Raw genomic sequence first — 16,508 nt, 5'->3', positions numbered from 1 at the left:
CGCGACCAATCGGGATAACTGTACGCTACAGGCCCTTACTCACGTACGGGCCGTCCTGCACGTAGCCGAGTTTCTGCTTGTAGTACTGGCGCGCGCCGATGCCCGAGATGACGGAGAGTTTGTCGTAGCCGGCGTCGGCGGCCATGTCCTCGGCGCGTTCCATGAGGCGGCGGCCGTAGCCCCGGTGCTGGTGCTGGTCGTCCCGGCTCTCCTCGCCGATTCCCGTCTCGCCGCCGTAGACGTGGAGTTCCCGCAGGAGGGCGGCGTTGTCGAGTTCGCGCCGCACCGGGTCGTTCGGGAAGCGCAATCGGGCGAACCCGACGAGGAGGTCTTTCTCGAAGTCCTCGAAGCTGATGAAGTGCTCCGTGCCGCCGCCCGCCTCGTACGTCAGCACGTCGAGTTCGACGTTCTCGGGGTCGTCGTCGTTCATCCCGACCTCCCGACACCGGATGCAGTTACACGTCCAGCCGTGTTCGTCCAGTTTCTCCCACGCGAGCTGACGGAGGTTCGACTTCCAGACGCCCGCGTCGATGAAGTCCGCGGGGATGTCGCGCTGCACGCGCTGCAACCGCACGTACCGCGGGATGTCCTTCATGACGCGCGCGACCAGTTCGGCGGCCTGCTCGTTCCCGAGCGGTTCGAACTCGTCGCGCCGCCACTGGTCGTAGATGCGGGTGCCGCGCACGACGAGCGTCGGATAGATCTTGAGGTAGTCCGGCCGCCACTCCGGCTCCTCGAACAGCCGCCGGAAGTCCTCCAGAATCATCTCCTCCGTCATCCCGGGCTGGCCCGGCATCATGTGGAACCCGACCTTGAACGCGGCGTCCCGGAGCCGGCGGTTCGCGTCCATCGACGCCTGCATCCCGTGCCCGCGATGCATCTCGCGGTTGATGCGCTCGTACGTCGTCTGCACCCCGACCTCGACCTTCGTCCCGCCCAAATCGAGCATCCTATCGATTTGCTCGGGGTCACACCAGTCCGGCTTCGTCTCGAACGTCGTCCCGATGTTTCGAACGTTCCCGAACTCGTTCTCGGTCTTCACGTCCTCCAAGTACCGGAAGTCGTACTCCTCGGGGTCTTGCGCGAACGACACGCCCTCCGCCGGCTTCGGCTCCTGCTCGGGGTCGAAGTCGTTCAGGGCTTCGAGCGCGCGCTTCACGAACCACTCCTGGTAGTCGTGACTGCGCGCGGTCATCGTCCCGCCCATGATGATGAGCTCCACCTTATCGACGGGATGCCCGATTTCTCGGAGCTGGTGCAGGCGGAGCGTCACCTGCCCGTACGGGTCGTAGTTGTTCTGCTCGCCCCGGGCCGCCGCGGGCTCGTGGCCCGTGTACGACTGACTGGAGTCGAACTCCGAGGCGGGGCCGCCGGGACAGTAGAGACACTTCCCGTGCGGACACATGTGCGGGCTCGTCATCACCGCGACCGGCGTGACGCCCGACGCGGTGCGCACGGGCTTTCGCTGGAGGAGGTCTTCGAGTTCCTCGCGGCGGCTCTGGGGCGCGTAGTCGAGCAGTTCGGCGTGCGTCGGCACCTTCGGCGCGGAGTACTCGCCGCAGACGTCCATCTTCGCCTGCTCGATGTCGTCCTGCTCGATGTCGCCCGCGAGGAGTCGGTCGACGAGCTCGTCGCAGGCGGCCTCGAACGCGCTCTCCGACCCTGAACTCATTAGGAAACGAAAGCGGACACGCGAGGAAAAGGATGTCGTTAGTCGAGTTGGGCGGCGACGGCGTCCACGACGGCGTCGATGACGGCGTCGCGTTCGCCGCGCAGGAACTCGATGTGGCCGTCGTCAGCGCCGCGCGGCGTCACGCCCGCGTCGGGGAGTTCCTCGGCGACGGCTTCGCCGACCGCGCGCGTGTCCACGTGCTCGGTGCTTCGGAGGCGAATCTCGTCCTCGTTCGCGCCGACGAGCACGTCAACCTCGTCCTTCCGGTCGCGGAAGAGCGCGTCGAGCAGGAGGTCTTCGGGCGGGAAGTCGTACTTGTGGGTGAACGCGCCCACGTCGAGCACGTCGAACGTCACGCCACCCTCACCGCGCGCGGAGAGGTGGCGGCGCGCGGTCTCCAGTTCGGTGTCGAGCTTCGAGCGGAACTGGCCGGCGACGTGCGCGGCGAGCGAGTCGTTCTCCTCCCAGAGGAGGTCGGCGATGAGTTCGCGCTTGTCCTCGTAGGACTGATAGAACGCTTCGAGCGCGATGGCGTCCCGGATGTCCGCGAGTTCCTCGGTCTCGTAGCCGGCGTCGCTCGCGGCGTCCGCGTAGGCGTCCGGGGTGTCCTCCCAGAACGCGGCGGCGGGGAGGTGGGCGATGTCGTCGCGGGCGTCCGCGTTCACGAGCGCCGCGAGGTGCGCGCCGAGCACGCCCGTCCGGACGGCGTCACCGCCTTCCTGGGTCGGGCTGACGAGCACGGTCGCGGCGTCGGCGGCCTCGCCGTCCGCGTACCCGCCGTCGATGGCGACGCTCCGCGCGTCGTACGCGTCGAGCAGGCCGAGTCCGTCGAGCGATTCGCGGGTGCTCCCGGTGCCGACGAGCACGAACAGCGGGTGTTTCTCGTCGTGGCGCTGCTCGGCTTCGAGCATCGAGGTCACGTCGTTCGTCGCGGCCTCCATGCCGTAGAAGTCGCCGTCGAGCGGCCGGCGGTCGATGTAGTGGTACTCGGCGTTGCTGACCGCGTGTTCCTCGCGCACGAGCGGGAGGACGGCGCGCTCGATGGCGGCCCCGGCGACGTAGCCGTCCACGTCCGCCGTGTGTCGCACGATGACCGGGCGGCCCTCCGCGACGGCGCGGCGAACCGCGGTCGCGGCGTTCACGAGGCCGTCCTGGACGACCGCGATGTCGTCGTCCTCGACGAGCAGGCTCGTGTCGTCGGGCCGCGCGCGTTCGTCCAGCGCGTCGTTCAGCCGCGCGAGCACCGTCTCCCGGGCGTCCCCGGTGAGTTCGTCCAGTTCCTCCGTCTCCACCTGGAGTTCGCCGTGGTGGCGCTCGACCTCGCCGACGAGCCGAACTACGTCACCCGTCTCGATTTCGGGGTACGCGCGAACGCCCGCTTCCACGAACGCCGCGCACTCCACGACACCCGTCTCGTCCGTCAGTTCGAAGACGGTCGGCCCGCTCGTCTGCCGGGTGGACGTGAGTTCGCCCTCAAGCGACACGAGCTCGCCGACGAACTCCTCCAGCTCGCCCGCGGACACGTGCACCGGCTCCGCGGACTCCTCGGACTCGGGTTCAGGCTCCGAGTCGGACTCCGGCTCAGGCTCAGGCTCGGGTTCGGATTCCGGTTCGGGTTCGGACTCGGCCTCCTGTTCAGGCTCCGATTCCGGCTCCGGTTCGGCTTCCTGTTCGGTTTCGACCTGTTCGACCGCGCCGGCGGGCGCGGCGTCCTCGTCCTCGGGGAGTTCGGCGGTCGTCTCGGCGTCCGGATCCTGGATGAGCTTCCCGCGGAAGTCGCGTTCGCTCTGCCGGATCGACCACGAGAGGTCGACGTTACCGTTCCCGTGCACCTCGTCCACCTGGACGTAGACGGTCTCGCCGTCCTCCCAGTCGAGGGACTCGATGCGACCGGGAATCTCGCTCCGGTGCAGGAGGCCCGTGACCGAGGGGGCGACGTCGACGAACACGCCGAACTCGGCGAAGCCGTCGACGGTACCCTCGTAGTACCGGCCGGGGATGAGCTGGTTCGCGTCGTCGCCGCGGAACTCGAAGACGACGTCCTCTTCGTGGGTCTGACAGATACGACCGTCGACAGACGAGCCGCAGATAATACACGTACCCATTTAGTGAGTTGAAGTAATCCCTCCCCTAAACGATTGTCGAAAGCCTATTCGAGAACGCGGCTCTCCGCTTCCAGTTCGGCGATGTCGTCCGCCAGCGCCCGCACCTGCTCGGGGAACAACGCGACCTGCACCTCGTTGCCTTCGTCGTCCTCCGCGACGACCTTCACGCGCTTATCCCCGAACTCGCGCGCCTCGATTTCCTCGGTGTCGAACAGTTTCGCCGACCCCGACTTGTTCGACGGCCCGACGTTCTTCAGCGCGCCGTCCTTCAGTTCCACCATGAAGTCGTCCAGCTGGAGCGCGAGCATACCGAGTGCTCGGCGGGCGCGTCCTTAGTCCTCGCGGAGTTCGTGGCAGTTCCGACACCGCGCCTCGTAGGACTCCTCCGCGCCGACCATGATGGTCGGGTCGTCGGCGTGCGCGGGCTCGCCGTCGATGAGGCGCTGGTTCCGGGTCGCCGGCTCCCCACACACCGTGCAGATGGCCTGGAGTTTCTCCACGTACTCCGCCGTCGCCATCAGCGCGGGGAGCGGGTGGAAGGGGTCGCCGCGGAACGTCTGGTCGGTGCCGGACACCACGACCCGGCGGCCGTCCGCCGCCAACTTCTCGCAGACGTCGCGGAGTTCCGCGGGGAAGAAGTTCGCCTCGTCGATGGCGACGACCTGCTCGCCGTTCAGCTTCCCGGGGATTTCGAGGACGCTCTCGGGGTCGTTCTCGACCACGGTGGCCGTCCACTCGTTGCCCGCGTGCGACCCGAGGGACTCCTCGCCGTACCGGTCGTCGATGGCCGGGGTGAACGCCGCGACCTCCTGGCCCGCGATTTCCGCGCGCCGGAGTCGCCGGAGGAGTTCCTCCGTCTTCCCCGAGAACATACAGCCGGTGATGACCTCCACCCACCCGCTGTTCGTGATGGCGTGCATGCGAGAAGCCGGGGCGGGCGAGGAGAAAAACGGTTGCGTTCTCCGCGCCGAACCAGTCACGCAGGCTGAACGAACGTTTATGCGACCGGGCGCAGAGGAACGAATCGATGCCGCACGCCGAGGACGCGCACGTCGTCTCCTTCGACGCCGACGCGACCGTGGCCGCGCTCCACGACGCCGTCGGCGGCGACGTTCGCGCGGTCGCAGAGTACGACCGCGAGGACGTGCACGTCCTCTACGCCACGAGCACCGTCCTCGACCTGTTCGACGGTCTCGACGGCCTCCAGGCGTTCGCGGCGACCGTGCACGACCACGTCGAACACGACTTCTACAACCGCGAGTTCTTCGCCGACCTCTTCCCGCTCTCCAACGACACCGACGCGTTCACCGCGACGATGACGAACAGCCACGTCGTCCGCTACCTCGCGGACGGCGAGGGCGTGTTCGTCGCGGTCACCCGGGACGCGTCGCTCGACGCCGTGTTCGACGCGCTCGACGAGACCGTTTAGTCCCGGAGCCTGGCGACCGTCTCGCCGCCCCGCTCCTCCACCGCGACGAGGCCGTCGTCTTCGAGGTCGGCGAGCAGGCCGCGCAGCCACTCCGCGCCGGTGTCGCCGCCGTAGTCCACGCGAACCTTCGGCCCCAGCTGGGAGAGCGATAATTCGTCGTACTCGGAGAGCGCGGCGACGACGCGGCCGCGCTTCTGCCGGCGACTCCCCTCGAAGCTCGGCTGGGTCGGCACGTCGGGCGCGGTGAAATCGCCCGACTCGTAGGCGTCGCAGTGCTCGCGCCACGGACACCCGGCCTCGTCGCAGGACGGGACTTTCTCGCACGCCACGCCCCCGAGTTCCATGATGGCGTTGTTCCAGACGCGGGACTCCCCGTCGGGCATCAGGAAGCCCGCCGCGTCCTCGAACGCCGCGTCGTCGTCCGGCACCGAAAAGGCGCGGTAGAGCACGCGCTTGACGTTCGTGTCCACGACGGCGTTCCCGTTGTTGAACGCGAACGACGCGACCGCGTTCGCCGTGTACGGCCCGACCCCCATCAGCTCCTGGAGTTCCGCGGGCGACTCCGGGAACCGGCCGTCGTAGTCCGCGACGACCTGCTCGGCGGCCTCGTGGAGGTAGCGCGCGCGGTTGTTGTACCCGAGCGAGTGCCCCGTCCAGAACGCCACCACGTCCCCCCGGCTCGCGGCGGCGAGGTCGTGGACGGTCGGCCACTTGTTCAGGAATTCGTTGAAGGCCTCGCGGACGCGTTCGAGCTGGGTCTGCTGGCTCATCACCTCAGACACCAGAATCTCGTAGGCGTCGTCCGTGTTCCGCCACGGGAAGTCGCGGTGGTCGTCCTCGTACCAGGTGACGAGGGCGTTCCGGACGGCGTCCACGTCCTCGGGCAGGCAGTCCGCGGCCTCGGCCTCACTCATCACGCGAACCGTGGGTCGCGCCGGGTAACTCGGTTGTGGTTCCCGGCGGGCCGTCGAACGGCACGCGGGGAGCGACCGGTTCGCGGGGAGGCGAAAGGCGTTTTCCGCGTCCGCGAGAACGCGGGGGTATGAGTCTGGACGACCTGCAGGACGCCGTGGAGGAACAGAACGCGGAACTCGCAGACCACGCGGTGTCGCTCGACCGCGAGACCCGGACGGAGTTGGCGATGCTGTCGGCGGCGCTCGACCCCGAGGACGTGGACGACCTCGTGGGGCGTGCGGTCCACCAGTTCTTCGACACGCTCGTCCAGTCGGGGAAACTCGACTTCCACCTGCGGAGCGAGTACGACGCGACGTACGACGAGTACCTCTCGGGGATGAGTTTCGAGGAGATGACGGGCGGCCGGGAGTTCCCGCAGACGGAGGAGGACGGTCGGCGCTACCAGTACTAAGCGAAAGCCCCTTTGTGGGTGGTGGTACAACCAGCGGGTATGGAAGACATTTTCGTCGGTCGATTGATGTCCGCGCCGATTCAGACCGTCACGCCCGACACGCCCGTCGAGGAGGCCGCGTCCGTGATGCGGGACAACGAGATCAGTTCCGTCGTCGTCGTGGACGAGGAGAACGGACTCGTCGGCATCCTCACGGCCACGGACTTCGTCGCCATCGCCGCCGACGGCGCGATTACGCGCGACGACCCCGTCTCGAAGTACATGAGCACCGACCTCGTCACCGTCACCGCGGACGAACCCATCGTGGACGTCGCGGAAACCCTCATCGACCACGGCATCCACCACATCCCCGTCGTGGACGACACCGCGGGCGTCATCGGCATGATATCCACGACGGACATCACCGCCTACCTCTCCACTGCCGCGTAATTAGGCGTCAGAAACGTTCTACGGTCGTTTCGCGGTTAGGCCGCGTCCTCGGAGTGTTCGAGGCTCGGGCTCGCCTGTTTCACGCGCGGGCTTTCGAGCGCGTCGAAGAGGATGCTCGTGCCGAGTTCGATTTCGCGCGCGGTCACGTCGAGCGGCGGGAGGAGGCGGAGCGCCTTGTACCCGCAGCCGAGCGTGAGGAGGCCGCGCTCCAGCGCGGCTTTCACGAGGGCTTCGCGGCGGTCTTTGGTGTCGAGTTCGATGGCGAACATCAGGCCGCGGCCGCGCACGTCCACGACGTACTCGGAGTCGTAGTCGGTGACGAGTTCGGTGAGCTGGCGGCCGCGCTCGCGGGCGTTCCGGACGAGGTCGTGCTCCTGAATCGCGTCGAGGGTGGCGACGCCCTGGGCGGACGCGAGGATGTCGCCCGCGCCCCACGTCGAGGACAGCCGGCCCTTCTCCTCGGGGAACAAGTCTTCGTTGGCGACGGTCGCGCCGACGCGGAGCCCCTTCGCGGACGTGATGACGTCGGGGTCGAAGGGGAGGTGGTCGATACCCCACATCTCGCCCGTGCGGCCGAGGCCGGCCTGAATCTCGTCGGAGATTATCTTGAACCCGTGTTGTGCTTTGAGGTCGGCGATGTCCCGCGCGAACTCGTCGCTGGGGACGCGGTAGCCGCCCTCTCCCTGCTGGGGTTCGATGATGAGGAAGGAGACCTCCTCGGCGGGGATGTTGCCGCGGGTCGGGTGGAGGCGGTCGGCGAGGGCGTTCCCGCCGGGGCCGTCGGTCTTCCAGCCACAGGTGCATTCGCCCTCGCAGGAGCAGTAGGGGACGCTGAGGACGCCCGGAATCTCGGGGTAGCCGCGGCGCTGGACGGACTTCGAGCGGTTGAGGCTGAGCGCGCCGAGGGTGCGGCCGTGGAACGCGCCCTCGGTCGTTATCGCGCGGTGGCCGCCGTCGGCGTAACAGATCTTGATGGCGTTCTCGACCGCTTCAGCGCCCGAGTTCGAGAGGAAGGCGGTGTCGAGGTCGTAGTGACTCGTCGCCTCCGTGAGGCGGTCGAGGAGCTGTGTCGGCCCCGGAATCTCGGGGTCGTCGGGCGTGCCGCCGTTCGAGACGTAGAAGTCCTGGCCGGCGATTTTCAGGGGGTCGACGAGGCCGAAGTCCTCCAGTTCGTCCATGATTTTCGGGTTGTTGTACCCGAGCGGGGCGGACGCGACGTGGCTCGTGAAGTCGAGGAGGACGTTCCCGTCCACGTCGGTGCAGAAGGGGCCCTCCGCCCACTCGGAGGTGTCCCAGACGAAGTCGTAGACGTACGTGCTCGGGGCGGCGTGCTGGCCGTGGTGGTCGGCCCACTGCTTCGCGCGTTCGCCGGGCATCTCGGTGACGCTCGGCGCTGCTGTCTCCCGGTCCATGCTGGTAGGAGGCACGCCCCCGAGGTAAAAGGTGTCCGTTTCGTCCGCGGCAAGTATTACATCGTGGAGACGGCCGCGACGAGGCCGCCGGCGACGAGGAGGACGACGCTCCACGCGGCGACACGGCGGGCGAACGCGCGGTTCGTGCTCGTCGCCGCGAGCGCGACCTTCACGCCGATGCTGGACGCGGTCGCGAGGAACACCGCGACGACCGCGGTGTGCGAGTCGAGGCCGCCGGTGCGGTAGAGGACGACGGCGGACGTGGTCGCGCCCGCGCTCGACACCAGTCCCGAGAAGACCGCGGTCGCGTAGAACCCGAGCGCGCCGAACTCCGCCTCCGCCAGTCCGCCCGCCGCGAGCACGACGGCGAACATCGCGCCGAACGAGAGCGCGTTCCGCGTCGAGAACGGGCTGTCGAGGTCCATCGGCACGCTCTCGCCCCAGTCGGCGGTGAGCGCGGCGACCGCGACGCTCCCGAGGACGACGACGGCGAGCGGCGGGACGACCGGCCAGAGCGGCCGGCCGCCGAGCGTGAACACGAGCACGATGAGGAGGTTGCGGAGCGCCATCGCCGCGTTCGCGAGAAGGACGCCCGCGACGGCGTACGCCGCGGCCTCCGCGCGCTCCCCGACGTGGTCGAGCATCGTCCCGACGACCGCCGTGGAGGACGCAAGGCCGCCGAAGAAGCCCGTGACGGCGATGCCCTTCGAGCCGTACGTCTTCACGACGACGTAGTTCGCGATGCCGATGCCCGCGACGAACACGACCATCAGCCAGACGACCCGGGGTTCGATTTCGACCGTCGCGGGGCCGAGCGCGACCGGAACGGTGCCCGCGGGGAGGAGCGGGTAGACGACGAAGGAGAGGATGGCGAACTCCGTCACCGACCGCATCTCCTCGCGGTTGAGCCCCCACGCGAACCCGTGGAGTTCGCGCTTCAGGACGAGGAGGAGACTGCTCGTCACCGCGACCACCGTCGCCGGCAGGAGTTCGCCGAGCGCCGCGAGCACGCCGACGCCGTACGCGACGACGAGACTCACCGATGTCGTCAGGTGGAGGCCCTCGTCGGACGCCATCCCGTTGTACATCAGGACGCCCGCGAGCACCGTCACGAACAGGCCGCCGACGGGGACGAGCACGGGCACGCAGACGCCGTCGCCCGCACACCGCGCCGAATCGTGGAGCGCGAAGATAGCGCCGAGCACGCTGATGAGGGCGAACGTCCGGATGCCCGCGGCCTTCTGCGACCACTCGCGTTCGAGCCCGAGGAACAACCCGAGCGCGACCGCGATGGCGATACGGGCGACGCTGGTGTCGAGGGGCGGCGACGCAACGATGGACTCGACTCCGAGCGGCACTCACGCGACTTACCGACCCGGGGTGATAAGCGATGCGGCAGGGTGGAAGGTTTTTGGTTCCACCCGGCCACCCGAACGTATGGAGTTCGACTACGACCGGGCGCGCGCCGGCTGGTGGGCCGCCGGCTCCCTCCTCGCGCTCGCGCTCGCGTTCGTCGTCTACCGCTTCCTCGGAACATTCGTCTTCGGCGTCTTCCTCTACTACGCCACCCGGCCCGTCTACCGCCGGCTGAAGAAGCGCGTCCGGCCGCCGAGTCTCGCCGCCGCCATCAGCCTGCTCGCGCTCGCGCTCCCCGCGCTCCTCCTGCTCGCGTACACGCTCGCCGTCGGCCTCCAGGAGTTCGATAAGTTCCTCGCCGCGCGCGACATCGAACTCACCCAGTTGGAGGCCATCCTCCAGCCCTACTTCGACGTCTCCGGCATCGTCCAAGACCCCCAGTCGCTGCTCGACGACCCGAACTTCGTGGAGGCCGCGCAGGTGTTCGTCTCGAACGCGTCCGGCTACCTCGGATTCATCGGGAACGCCGCGCTCCACCTGTTCGTGATGATAACGATGGCGTTCTACCTCCTGCGCGACGACCACCGGCTCGCCCGGTGGTTCCGCCGCCGGTTCTCCGACGCGGACGGCGTCGTCGAGGCGTACTTCGCGCGCGTCGACCACGACTTCTCGAACATCTTCTTCGGGAACATCCTCAACGCCGTCTTCACGGGCATCATCGGCGGCATCTCGTACAGCGCGCTCGACTACGTCGCGCCCACCGGCCTCGGCATCCCCTACCCCGTCCTGCTCGGCGTGCTCACCGGCGTCGCCAGCCTCATCCCCGTCGTCGGCATCAAACTCGTCTACATCCCCCTGCTCGCCTACCTCGCCGGCATCGCCGTCTCCACCAGCACCGCCCTCCTCTGGTTCCCCCTGCTCTTCTTCGTCGTCTCCTTCCTCATCGTGGACGTCATCCCCGACCTCGTCCTCCGCCCGTACGTCTCCGGGCGCGGCCTCCACCTCGGGATGGTGATGCTCGCGTACATCTTCGGCCCGCTCCTCTGGGGCTGGTACGGCATCTTCCTCGGCCCGATGCTCCTCGTGCTCCTCGTGCACTTCGTGAAACTCGTCCTCCCCGAACTCATCGCCGGCCGCCCGATAGAGTCCGAAGCAATCGGCGGCCTCCTCGCCGACGACACCGACCAGGAACCCGCGGACGACGTGGCGGGCGACGACACCGAACCGACCGCCGACGCGGACGCCGAGACGGACGGGGACGCCGAGCGGACGGCGTCGGCGGACGGCGAAACGGGAGCGGGCGAGGAGTCCGACGAGTAGTCAGCGTTCGACGAGTCGAGCGCCGTCCCGGGGGCAGAAGTCGTAGTCGGCGTCCCGCGTGGAGAAGCCGCACTCGGGGCACTCGCGGACGGGCGGCTCGGTCTCGTCCTCGCGAAAGAGGAGGGGGACGAAGGGGAGCGCGATGAAGAAGACGAACCAGCCGGTGTAGTGGTAGACGGCGGCGCTGACGGCGAGGCTGGCGGCGAGGCTGACGAGCGCGGTGCGCGTGCGCGAGCCCATCACGCGAGCGCACGGGTCTGCGCGGGGTAAGCGTGTCGTCACCACGGTTATGCGGCCGGGGCGCGTGCACTCGGGTATGGAAGAAGTGCTGTTCGAGAGCGAGACGGAGGAATCGCGCGCGGCGGTCGCGGACTACCTGCGGTCGGTCGCCGACCGACTCGACGACGGCGCGGTGACGCTCCGGTCGGGCGACGAGGAACTCACGGTGAATCCGCCGGAGACGGTGGAGTTCGAGGTGAAGGTCGAGCGCGAGGGCGCGGAGACGAGCCTCGAACTCGAACTGGAGTGGGCGGAGGACGCGAGCGGGGCGTCCGGCGGCGGGTTCGAAGTCGCGTGACCGCGGGAGGGTGCAGGACGACACTACTTTAGCGGCCGTGTGCGACGCTCGACACGGATGGACGACGAGGTAGACCTCTCGGCGGTGTCGCCGCTCGCGTGGCGACTGCTCCGGGTGGCCGCCGGCTACGAGCAGCGCGGCGTCGAGCGCGAGATGGACGGCATCCTGCAGGCGCACGTCTCGATGCTCGAATCCGGGAGTCGCGGGCTGTCGGGCGACCGGCGGCGGCGGCTCTTCGAGCTGTACGCGGCGGAGCTCAGCGACGAGCAGGTGCGGGTGCTGGTACGGCACTTCTAACCCGTATCGAAAATCATTACGTATAGGGGTGGTTACCGGACGCTGTATCAATGATACAGATGGATATTCGGAGTCCTCGCGGCCGACTCGCCACGTTCCTCGTGGCTGCATTACTCGCCGTCGTCGTCGGGTTCGGCCCCGACCTCACCGGCCTCTCACTGAAGGGACAGTACGCGCTCGCCACCCTCGTCTTCGCCGCCGTGCTCTGGGTGACCGGCGCGATACCGCTCGCCGTCACCGCGCTCTCGATACCCGTCCTGCTCACCGCGTTCGGCGTCTACCCGGACATCGACGCCGCGCTCACCGGGTTCGCCGACCACCTCATCTTCCTCTTCATCGCGGGGTTCATGCTCGCGAACGCGCTCCAGAAGTACGACATCGACCGCCGCATCGCGCTCTACATCATGGCGCGCATGGGCTCGACGCCCCGGCGGCTCATCGGCGCGATAATGATCGCGACCGCTCTCCTCTCGATGTGGGTGTCCAACACCGCGACCACGGCGATGATGACGCCCATCGCGCTCGGCGTGCTCGCGCAGGTCGTCGGCCGCGACGAAGTCCAGGAGCAGAGCGACGACGCCGCGTCCTTCTCGAACATCCAGATTTCGACCCTGCTCGGCACCGCGTACGCCGCCTCAGTGGGTGGCGTCGGCACCCTCATCGGCACGCCGCCGAACGCCGTCGTCGCCGCCGTCCTCGAACAACAACTCGGCTACTCCATCAGCTTCGCGGAGTGGCTCATCATCGGCCTCCCCATCGTCGTCATCACGCTCCCCATCGTCTGGTACGTCCTCACGTTCCGGCTGTTCCCGCCCGAAATCAGTGACGTGAGCGACGCCCGCGAACAGGCCCGCGAGTACCTCGCGGAGGAGGGCGACCTCGGGCCGCGCGCCCGCCGCGTCGCCTACATCTTCGCCGCGACCGCGGGCCTCTGGGTTCTCGGCGGCCTCAGCGGCCCGCTCCACTGGCTCCTCGAAACCGTCCTCGGTCTCGACCTCTCCAGCGCGTTCTGGACGACGCTCTACGGCGGGTCCGGCGAAACCCTGCTCGGCGTCGAAGGCCACCAAGGCCTCCTCTACTACGTGATGGTCGGCCTCTACGCCATCCCCGCGCTCGTCCTCGCGGACACCGTCGAGTGGGACGACCTCGAAGACATCGACTGGGGAACCATCCTCCTGTTCGGCGGCGGTATCGCGCTCGCCGACGCGTTCGCCGCGACCGGCGCGACGCGCTGGATCGCGTCCGGCATCTTCACGAACCTCACGGACGCGCCCGTGCTCGCCATCGTGTTCGCGGTCGTCCTGCTCATCATCTTCCTCACGGAGATGACCTCGAACACCGCGACCGCGACCATCGTCGTGCCCGTGCTCGTCAGCCTCGGGAGCGTGCTCGCCGGCACGCTCGGCGTCGTCCCCGAAGCCGCCGCCGTCTTCCTCGCCGTCTCCGGCGCGGTCGCCGCGAGCTTCGCGTTCGCGCTCCCCGTCGCCACCCCGCCGAACGCCATCGTCTTCGGCAGCGGCTACATCCGGCAGAAACACATGATGCGCGCCGGCGTCGTCCTCAACGTCCTGATGACGCTCGTCCTGACGGCGCTCATCACCGCGCTCTTCTACTTCGTCTGGCCCGCCATCCTCTGGTAGGCCGGACGCACCGCTCCCTAGTTTTCTGAGGCGAGAAAACCGCGGAGCGGACGCTACGTAGTGTAGTTCAGAAGGGGAAAGGCATGACCCCGGAAAACCCGGGGTCGCTGCCGCCCTGAATTGGTCCCCGCTGACGCTTCGGCCCTCCAAGCGAAGCGTCACCCGAATCAAACGCCCCTACAAGGATAAAGGTATCGGCGTCTGGAACGTCTGCCGCTAAATGTATTCTTCCTCCAACACCCATCCGAGTGCACGTTTGTAGTACGTGAACATCTCGCGAACGCCCTTGTGGTTCATCTCCTCCGATTCGAGCTGTTCGACGAGGAACTCGTACTGCTCTCGAATCTCGTCTTCGTCGCGCATACCCGGGAGTATGGCGCGCGTTCGGAAAAGTCCCGGCTACTTTCGGTCGAGCCGGCTCAGGCCGTGCCAGACCGCGACACCGACCGCGCCCGTCCCCGGGTCGCGCGCGACGATACTGAAAATCACACACGACGGTTCGACGGGACGCCCAAGGAACCTACGACTCACCCCCGTCCTTGGCCGCGGTCAGCGGCTGTCGGCTCGCGAGCGAACACGCGAAGTCGGGGTGTTCGACGAAGAACCACAGTACCATGTGGCGACGCCCGCCGGTGAGCCCGGTCGCGGACAAGTCCTCGGCCGTGAACTCCGCCGGAAGCCGGTCGAAGAGGCGAGCGACCTCGTCGAACGACTCGAACACCTTCCGGTGGCCGGCGGAGTCCGCGCCCCGGCGCTCGACGACGAACGCCCCGTCGAGGCGTCGCTCGCAGGCGGTGTTCAGGAACTCCTGGCGGGCGGTGAGCGCGTCTTCGAGTTCGTCGCGCAACGCGTCGGCCTGCTCGCGGCTGAGGCCGTGGACGTGGCCGTCGACTTCGACGTGAACCGTCGCGCCGTCGGCGGTCGCGGTGGGAGAAGGCTTACTGGACGAGAATTTCTCGACCAGCCGCCTCACGGCGGCTTACTCTATCCTCGGACACGGAAACCGTGTGTTGAGACATCACGTGACTGTATCGCACGCCCACGGATAAGTGTAGGGGTCGTGCAGACCCAGAGTTCATGAAGGGTGGCGCGGCCAGCGGACGGCGTGACGTGACCGAAGGGGGACGGGCGGGAGCAACCCGCGGCGGACGCCCGTTCCAGCGCTATCGCCGCGTGCACACCACGCATTCTTTGAGCGCGCAGTCCCCAGTACGCGCATGGAGATTCGCGGGGAGCGCGAGTGCACGGAGTGCGGGACGCGCTGGTCGTACTACGAGACCGGGAGCGTGACGTGCCCCGACTGCGGGAGCATCCGGAGCGTCGGCACCGACGATCGCACCTACCACACGGACGTGGCGTCCGCACTCGACCTCGACGAGGCGCGGCGGCTCGCCGCGAACGCGACCGTCGCGGAGGCCGCCGAGGCGGCGGCGAGCGCGGCGAACGGGTACGCCCGCGAGCGCGGGTTCGTCTCGGGCGGCGACCTCCGCGACCTCGACGACGCCTATCTGGCGGCGCGCGAACTCGGGTACGTCGCGTCCGAACTCGAACGCGCGCTCTCCGTCGCGGACGACGAAGAGTACTACTTCCTGACGCTCCTGCGCGGCGCGGACGACGGCGAGCGGCCCGACGAGCGGGACGTACCGGGGTCGCTCACGGCCGTGCGCGGGCTGGCGTACGCGACCGCGGTCGCCGAGTACCGCCGCGAAGTCCGGTCGTGGCTCGACACGCGGGACGAGGTACCCGACGAAGCCGGACGAGTCCTCGAAGCGCTCGGCGACCACGTGAAGCGCGTGCAGGCGCTGGACGGCGACGTGTCGCTCGACGCGTCGGAGCGGTTGGTCGCAGCGGCGCGCGCCGCCGGGGACTACGTCCGGAGCGGCGACGACGCGGACGCCGCGCGGGCGCGCTCACTGCTCGACGACCTATAGGGTCTCTCCGAGGTCGGCGGCGATGTCGGCGAGCACGTCGTGGGCGGGCGGGAGGTCGGCGAGGCCCGCGTTCATCGTGAGGATGCCGTGAATCAGACCCGGGTAGTGGTATCGCTCCACGGGGACGCCGGCGGTTTCGAGCCGGTCGGCGTACGCCCGCCCCTCGTCGCGGAGCGGGTCGAACCCACACGTGACGACGGCCGCGGGCGGGAGGTCGCCGTGGCCCGCGGCCTCCAGCGGGGCCGCGTAGGGGTTCATGCCGTGGAGGTCGCTGTCCAGGTAGTGCCCCTCGAAGTACGCCATGTCGTCGCGGCTGAGGAAGTAGCCCTCACTGTTCTCCTCGTGGCTCGGCCACGCGCGCAACAGGGACACCGTCGGGTAGACGAGCACCTGGCGCGCGATTGCGGGCGGGTTCGTGTCCGCGACGCTCCACGGTGCGGGCGCGTCGTTGTCGGCCTGGTCGCGCGCGAGGAGGCTGACGGCCGCGGCGAGGTTCCCGCCCGCGCTGTCGCCGGCGACGGCAAGTCGGTCGGGGTCGATGTCGAGGTCGGTCGCGTGTTCGCTGACCCACTGTGTCGCGGCGTAGGCGTCCTCGACGGCCGCGGGGAACGGGTGTTCGGGCGCGAGCCGGTAGTCCACGGAGACGACGACGCACTCGGACTCGACGGCGAGTTCGCGGCAGGCCGGGTCGTGGCTGTCGAGCGACCCGAGGACGAACCCGCCGCCGTGGAAGAACACGACGACGGGCGCGTCCCCGCCGGTGTCCGGGTCGTAGATTCGGACGGGGATGTCGCCGTCCGGCCCGGGTATCTGGCGGTCGGTGACGGAATCGACGGCGGGGCCGTCGCCGCCGCTGTTCAGGCGTTCGAGGAGACCACGGGCCTCGGTCGGCGGGAGGTCGTGAATCTCGGGGCCGCCCATCGCGTCGAGTCGGTCGAGGAACTCCCGCACCGCCGGGTGGAGGTCGGACATAC

Annotated in this window: 20 protein-coding genes; 8 read left to right on the top strand and 12 right to left on the bottom strand. The window is 68.6% G+C overall.

Going from position 1 to position 16,508, the window contains the following annotated elements; translation table 11 throughout:
- Positions 1-25 precede the first annotated feature (25 nt).
- From LI334_RS04550 to LI334_RS04535, 4 genes are read right to left on the bottom strand one after another with little or no spacing between them, the layout of a single operon-like run.
- A complete protein-coding gene (locus LI334_RS04550) occupies positions 26-1,672 on the bottom strand; it encodes a tRNA uridine(34) 5-carboxymethylaminomethyl modification radical SAM/GNAT enzyme Elp3 (protein ID WP_227261989.1) in 1,647 nt (548 codons plus the stop codon).
- Positions 1,673-1,710: 38 nt separating this feature from the next.
- Positions 1,711-3,777, bottom strand: a complete 2,067-nt coding sequence (locus tag LI334_RS04545; protein ID WP_227261988.1) for an OB-fold nucleic acid binding domain-containing protein — start codon at positions 3,775-3,777, stop codon at positions 1,711-1,713.
- 44 nt (positions 3,778-3,821) lie between these two features.
- Positions 3,822-4,085: a hypothetical protein gene (locus LI334_RS04540; protein WP_227261987.1), complete on the bottom strand. Its 264-nt coding sequence runs from the start codon at positions 4,083-4,085 to the stop codon at positions 3,822-3,824.
- 24 nt (positions 4,086-4,109) lie between these two features.
- Positions 4,110-4,697 carry a thymidine kinase gene (locus tag LI334_RS04535; RefSeq protein WP_227261986.1) on the bottom strand — a complete coding sequence of 196 codons (588 nt, stop codon included), beginning with the start codon at positions 4,695-4,697 and terminating at the stop codon, positions 4,110-4,112.
- Between the two features lie 107 nt (positions 4,698-4,804).
- On the opposite strand from LI334_RS04535, the gene LI334_RS04530 reads away from it, so the two are divergent.
- Positions 4,805-5,206 carry a hypothetical protein gene (locus LI334_RS04530; protein ID WP_227261985.1) on the top strand — a complete coding sequence of 134 codons (402 nt, stop codon included), beginning with the start codon at positions 4,805-4,807 and terminating at the stop codon, positions 5,204-5,206.
- On the opposite strand, the gene LI334_RS04525 is transcribed toward LI334_RS04530, so the two are convergent.
- Complete coding sequence (locus tag LI334_RS04525) at positions 5,203-6,120, bottom strand: HhH-GPD family protein (protein ID WP_227261984.1); 918 nt, start codon at positions 6,118-6,120, stop codon at positions 5,203-5,205. The two genes, LI334_RS04530 and LI334_RS04525, sit on opposite strands and share 4 nt — an antisense overlap.
- Before the next feature lie 128 nt (positions 6,121-6,248).
- Between LI334_RS04525 and LI334_RS04520 the strand changes: the two genes are divergently transcribed.
- Positions 6,249-6,572: a hypothetical protein gene (locus LI334_RS04520; protein WP_145848388.1), complete on the top strand. Its 324-nt coding sequence runs from the start codon at positions 6,249-6,251 to the stop codon at positions 6,570-6,572.
- A gap of 39 nt (positions 6,573-6,611) precedes the next feature.
- Complete coding sequence (locus LI334_RS04515; RefSeq protein WP_227261983.1) at positions 6,612-7,001, top strand: CBS domain-containing protein; 390 nt, start codon at positions 6,612-6,614, stop codon at positions 6,999-7,001.
- A gap of 35 nt (positions 7,002-7,036) precedes the next feature.
- Here LI334_RS04515 and LI334_RS04510 read toward each other — a convergent pair whose 3' ends face one another.
- Together LI334_RS04510 and LI334_RS04505 are read right to left on the bottom strand one after the other, a co-directional pair.
- A complete protein-coding gene (locus LI334_RS04510; protein ID WP_227261982.1) occupies positions 7,037-8,413 on the bottom strand; it encodes a class-III pyridoxal-phosphate-dependent aminotransferase in 1,377 nt (458 codons plus the stop codon).
- Between the two features lie 56 nt (positions 8,414-8,469).
- Entirely contained in the window at positions 8,470-9,771 is a 1,302-nt protein-coding gene (locus tag LI334_RS04505; RefSeq protein WP_227261981.1) for an MgtC/SapB family protein, read from the bottom strand.
- Between the two features lie 79 nt (positions 9,772-9,850).
- On the opposite strand from LI334_RS04505, the gene LI334_RS04500 reads away from it, so the two are divergent.
- Complete coding sequence (locus tag LI334_RS04500; RefSeq protein ID WP_227261980.1) at positions 9,851-11,089, top strand: AI-2E family transporter; 1,239 nt, start codon at positions 9,851-9,853, stop codon at positions 11,087-11,089.
- Here LI334_RS04500 and LI334_RS04495 read toward each other — a convergent pair whose 3' ends face one another.
- Positions 11,090-11,329: a hypothetical protein gene (locus tag LI334_RS04495; protein WP_227261979.1), complete on the bottom strand. Its 240-nt coding sequence runs from the start codon at positions 11,327-11,329 to the stop codon at positions 11,090-11,092. It abuts the gene before it with no gap.
- Between the two features lie 76 nt (positions 11,330-11,405).
- On the opposite strand from LI334_RS04495, the gene LI334_RS04490 reads away from it, so the two are divergent.
- The 3 genes from LI334_RS04490 to LI334_RS04480 are packed head-to-tail and all read left to right on the top strand — an operon-like array spanning position 11,406 to position 13,603.
- Positions 11,406-11,666, top strand: coding sequence for an amphi-Trp domain-containing protein (locus LI334_RS04490; protein WP_227261978.1), 261 nt, complete (start codon positions 11,406-11,408; stop codon positions 11,664-11,666).
- A gap of 57 nt (positions 11,667-11,723) precedes the next feature.
- A complete protein-coding gene (locus LI334_RS04485; RefSeq protein WP_227261977.1) occupies positions 11,724-11,963 on the top strand; it encodes a hypothetical protein in 240 nt (79 codons plus the stop codon).
- A 50-nt stretch (positions 11,964-12,013) separates the two neighbouring features.
- Positions 12,014-13,603, top strand: a complete 1,590-nt coding sequence (locus LI334_RS04480; RefSeq protein WP_227261976.1) for an SLC13 family permease — start codon at positions 12,014-12,016, stop codon at positions 13,601-13,603.
- A 216-nt stretch (positions 13,604-13,819) separates the two neighbouring features.
- Here the strand turns inward: LI334_RS04480 and LI334_RS04475 are convergent, their stop codons facing one another.
- From LI334_RS04475 to LI334_RS04465, 3 genes are read right to left on the bottom strand one after another with little or no spacing between them, the layout of a single operon-like run.
- Positions 13,820-13,966 carry a hypothetical protein gene (locus tag LI334_RS04475; RefSeq protein WP_168219989.1) on the bottom strand — a complete coding sequence of 49 codons (147 nt, stop codon included), beginning with the start codon at positions 13,964-13,966 and terminating at the stop codon, positions 13,820-13,822.
- 36 nt (positions 13,967-14,002) lie between these two features.
- Complete coding sequence (locus LI334_RS04470; RefSeq protein WP_227261975.1) at positions 14,003-14,092, bottom strand: DUF1028 domain-containing protein; 90 nt, start codon at positions 14,090-14,092, stop codon at positions 14,003-14,005.
- A gap of 31 nt (positions 14,093-14,123) precedes the next feature.
- Positions 14,124-14,576, bottom strand: a complete 453-nt coding sequence (locus LI334_RS04465; protein ID WP_227261974.1) for a DUF7528 family protein — start codon at positions 14,574-14,576, stop codon at positions 14,124-14,126.
- A gap of 244 nt (positions 14,577-14,820) precedes the next feature.
- Here LI334_RS04465 and LI334_RS04460 point away from each other — a divergent pair, with 244 nt between their 5' ends.
- On the top strand, positions 14,821-15,534 hold the full coding sequence (locus tag LI334_RS04460) for a DUF7117 family protein (protein ID WP_227261973.1): 714 nt from the start codon (positions 14,821-14,823) through the stop codon (positions 15,532-15,534).
- On the opposite strand, the gene LI334_RS04455 is transcribed toward LI334_RS04460, so the two are convergent.
- The gene (locus tag LI334_RS04455) at positions 15,529-16,506 is read right to left on the bottom strand and encodes an alpha/beta hydrolase (protein WP_227261972.1); all 978 of its coding nucleotides are present in this window, start codon (positions 16,504-16,506) and stop codon (positions 15,529-15,531) included. The two genes, LI334_RS04460 and LI334_RS04455, sit on opposite strands and share 6 nt — an antisense overlap.
- Positions 16,507-16,508 lie beyond the last annotated feature (2 nt).

The sequence above is a fragment of the Salarchaeum japonicum genome (genome assembly GCF_020614395.1).
GTDB lineage: Archaea > Halobacteriota > Halobacteria > Halobacteriales > Halobacteriaceae > Salarchaeum > Salarchaeum japonicum.
Note: the sequence above shows the minus strand (reverse complement) of the source record. Positions and strands in the feature narration are given on the sequence as shown.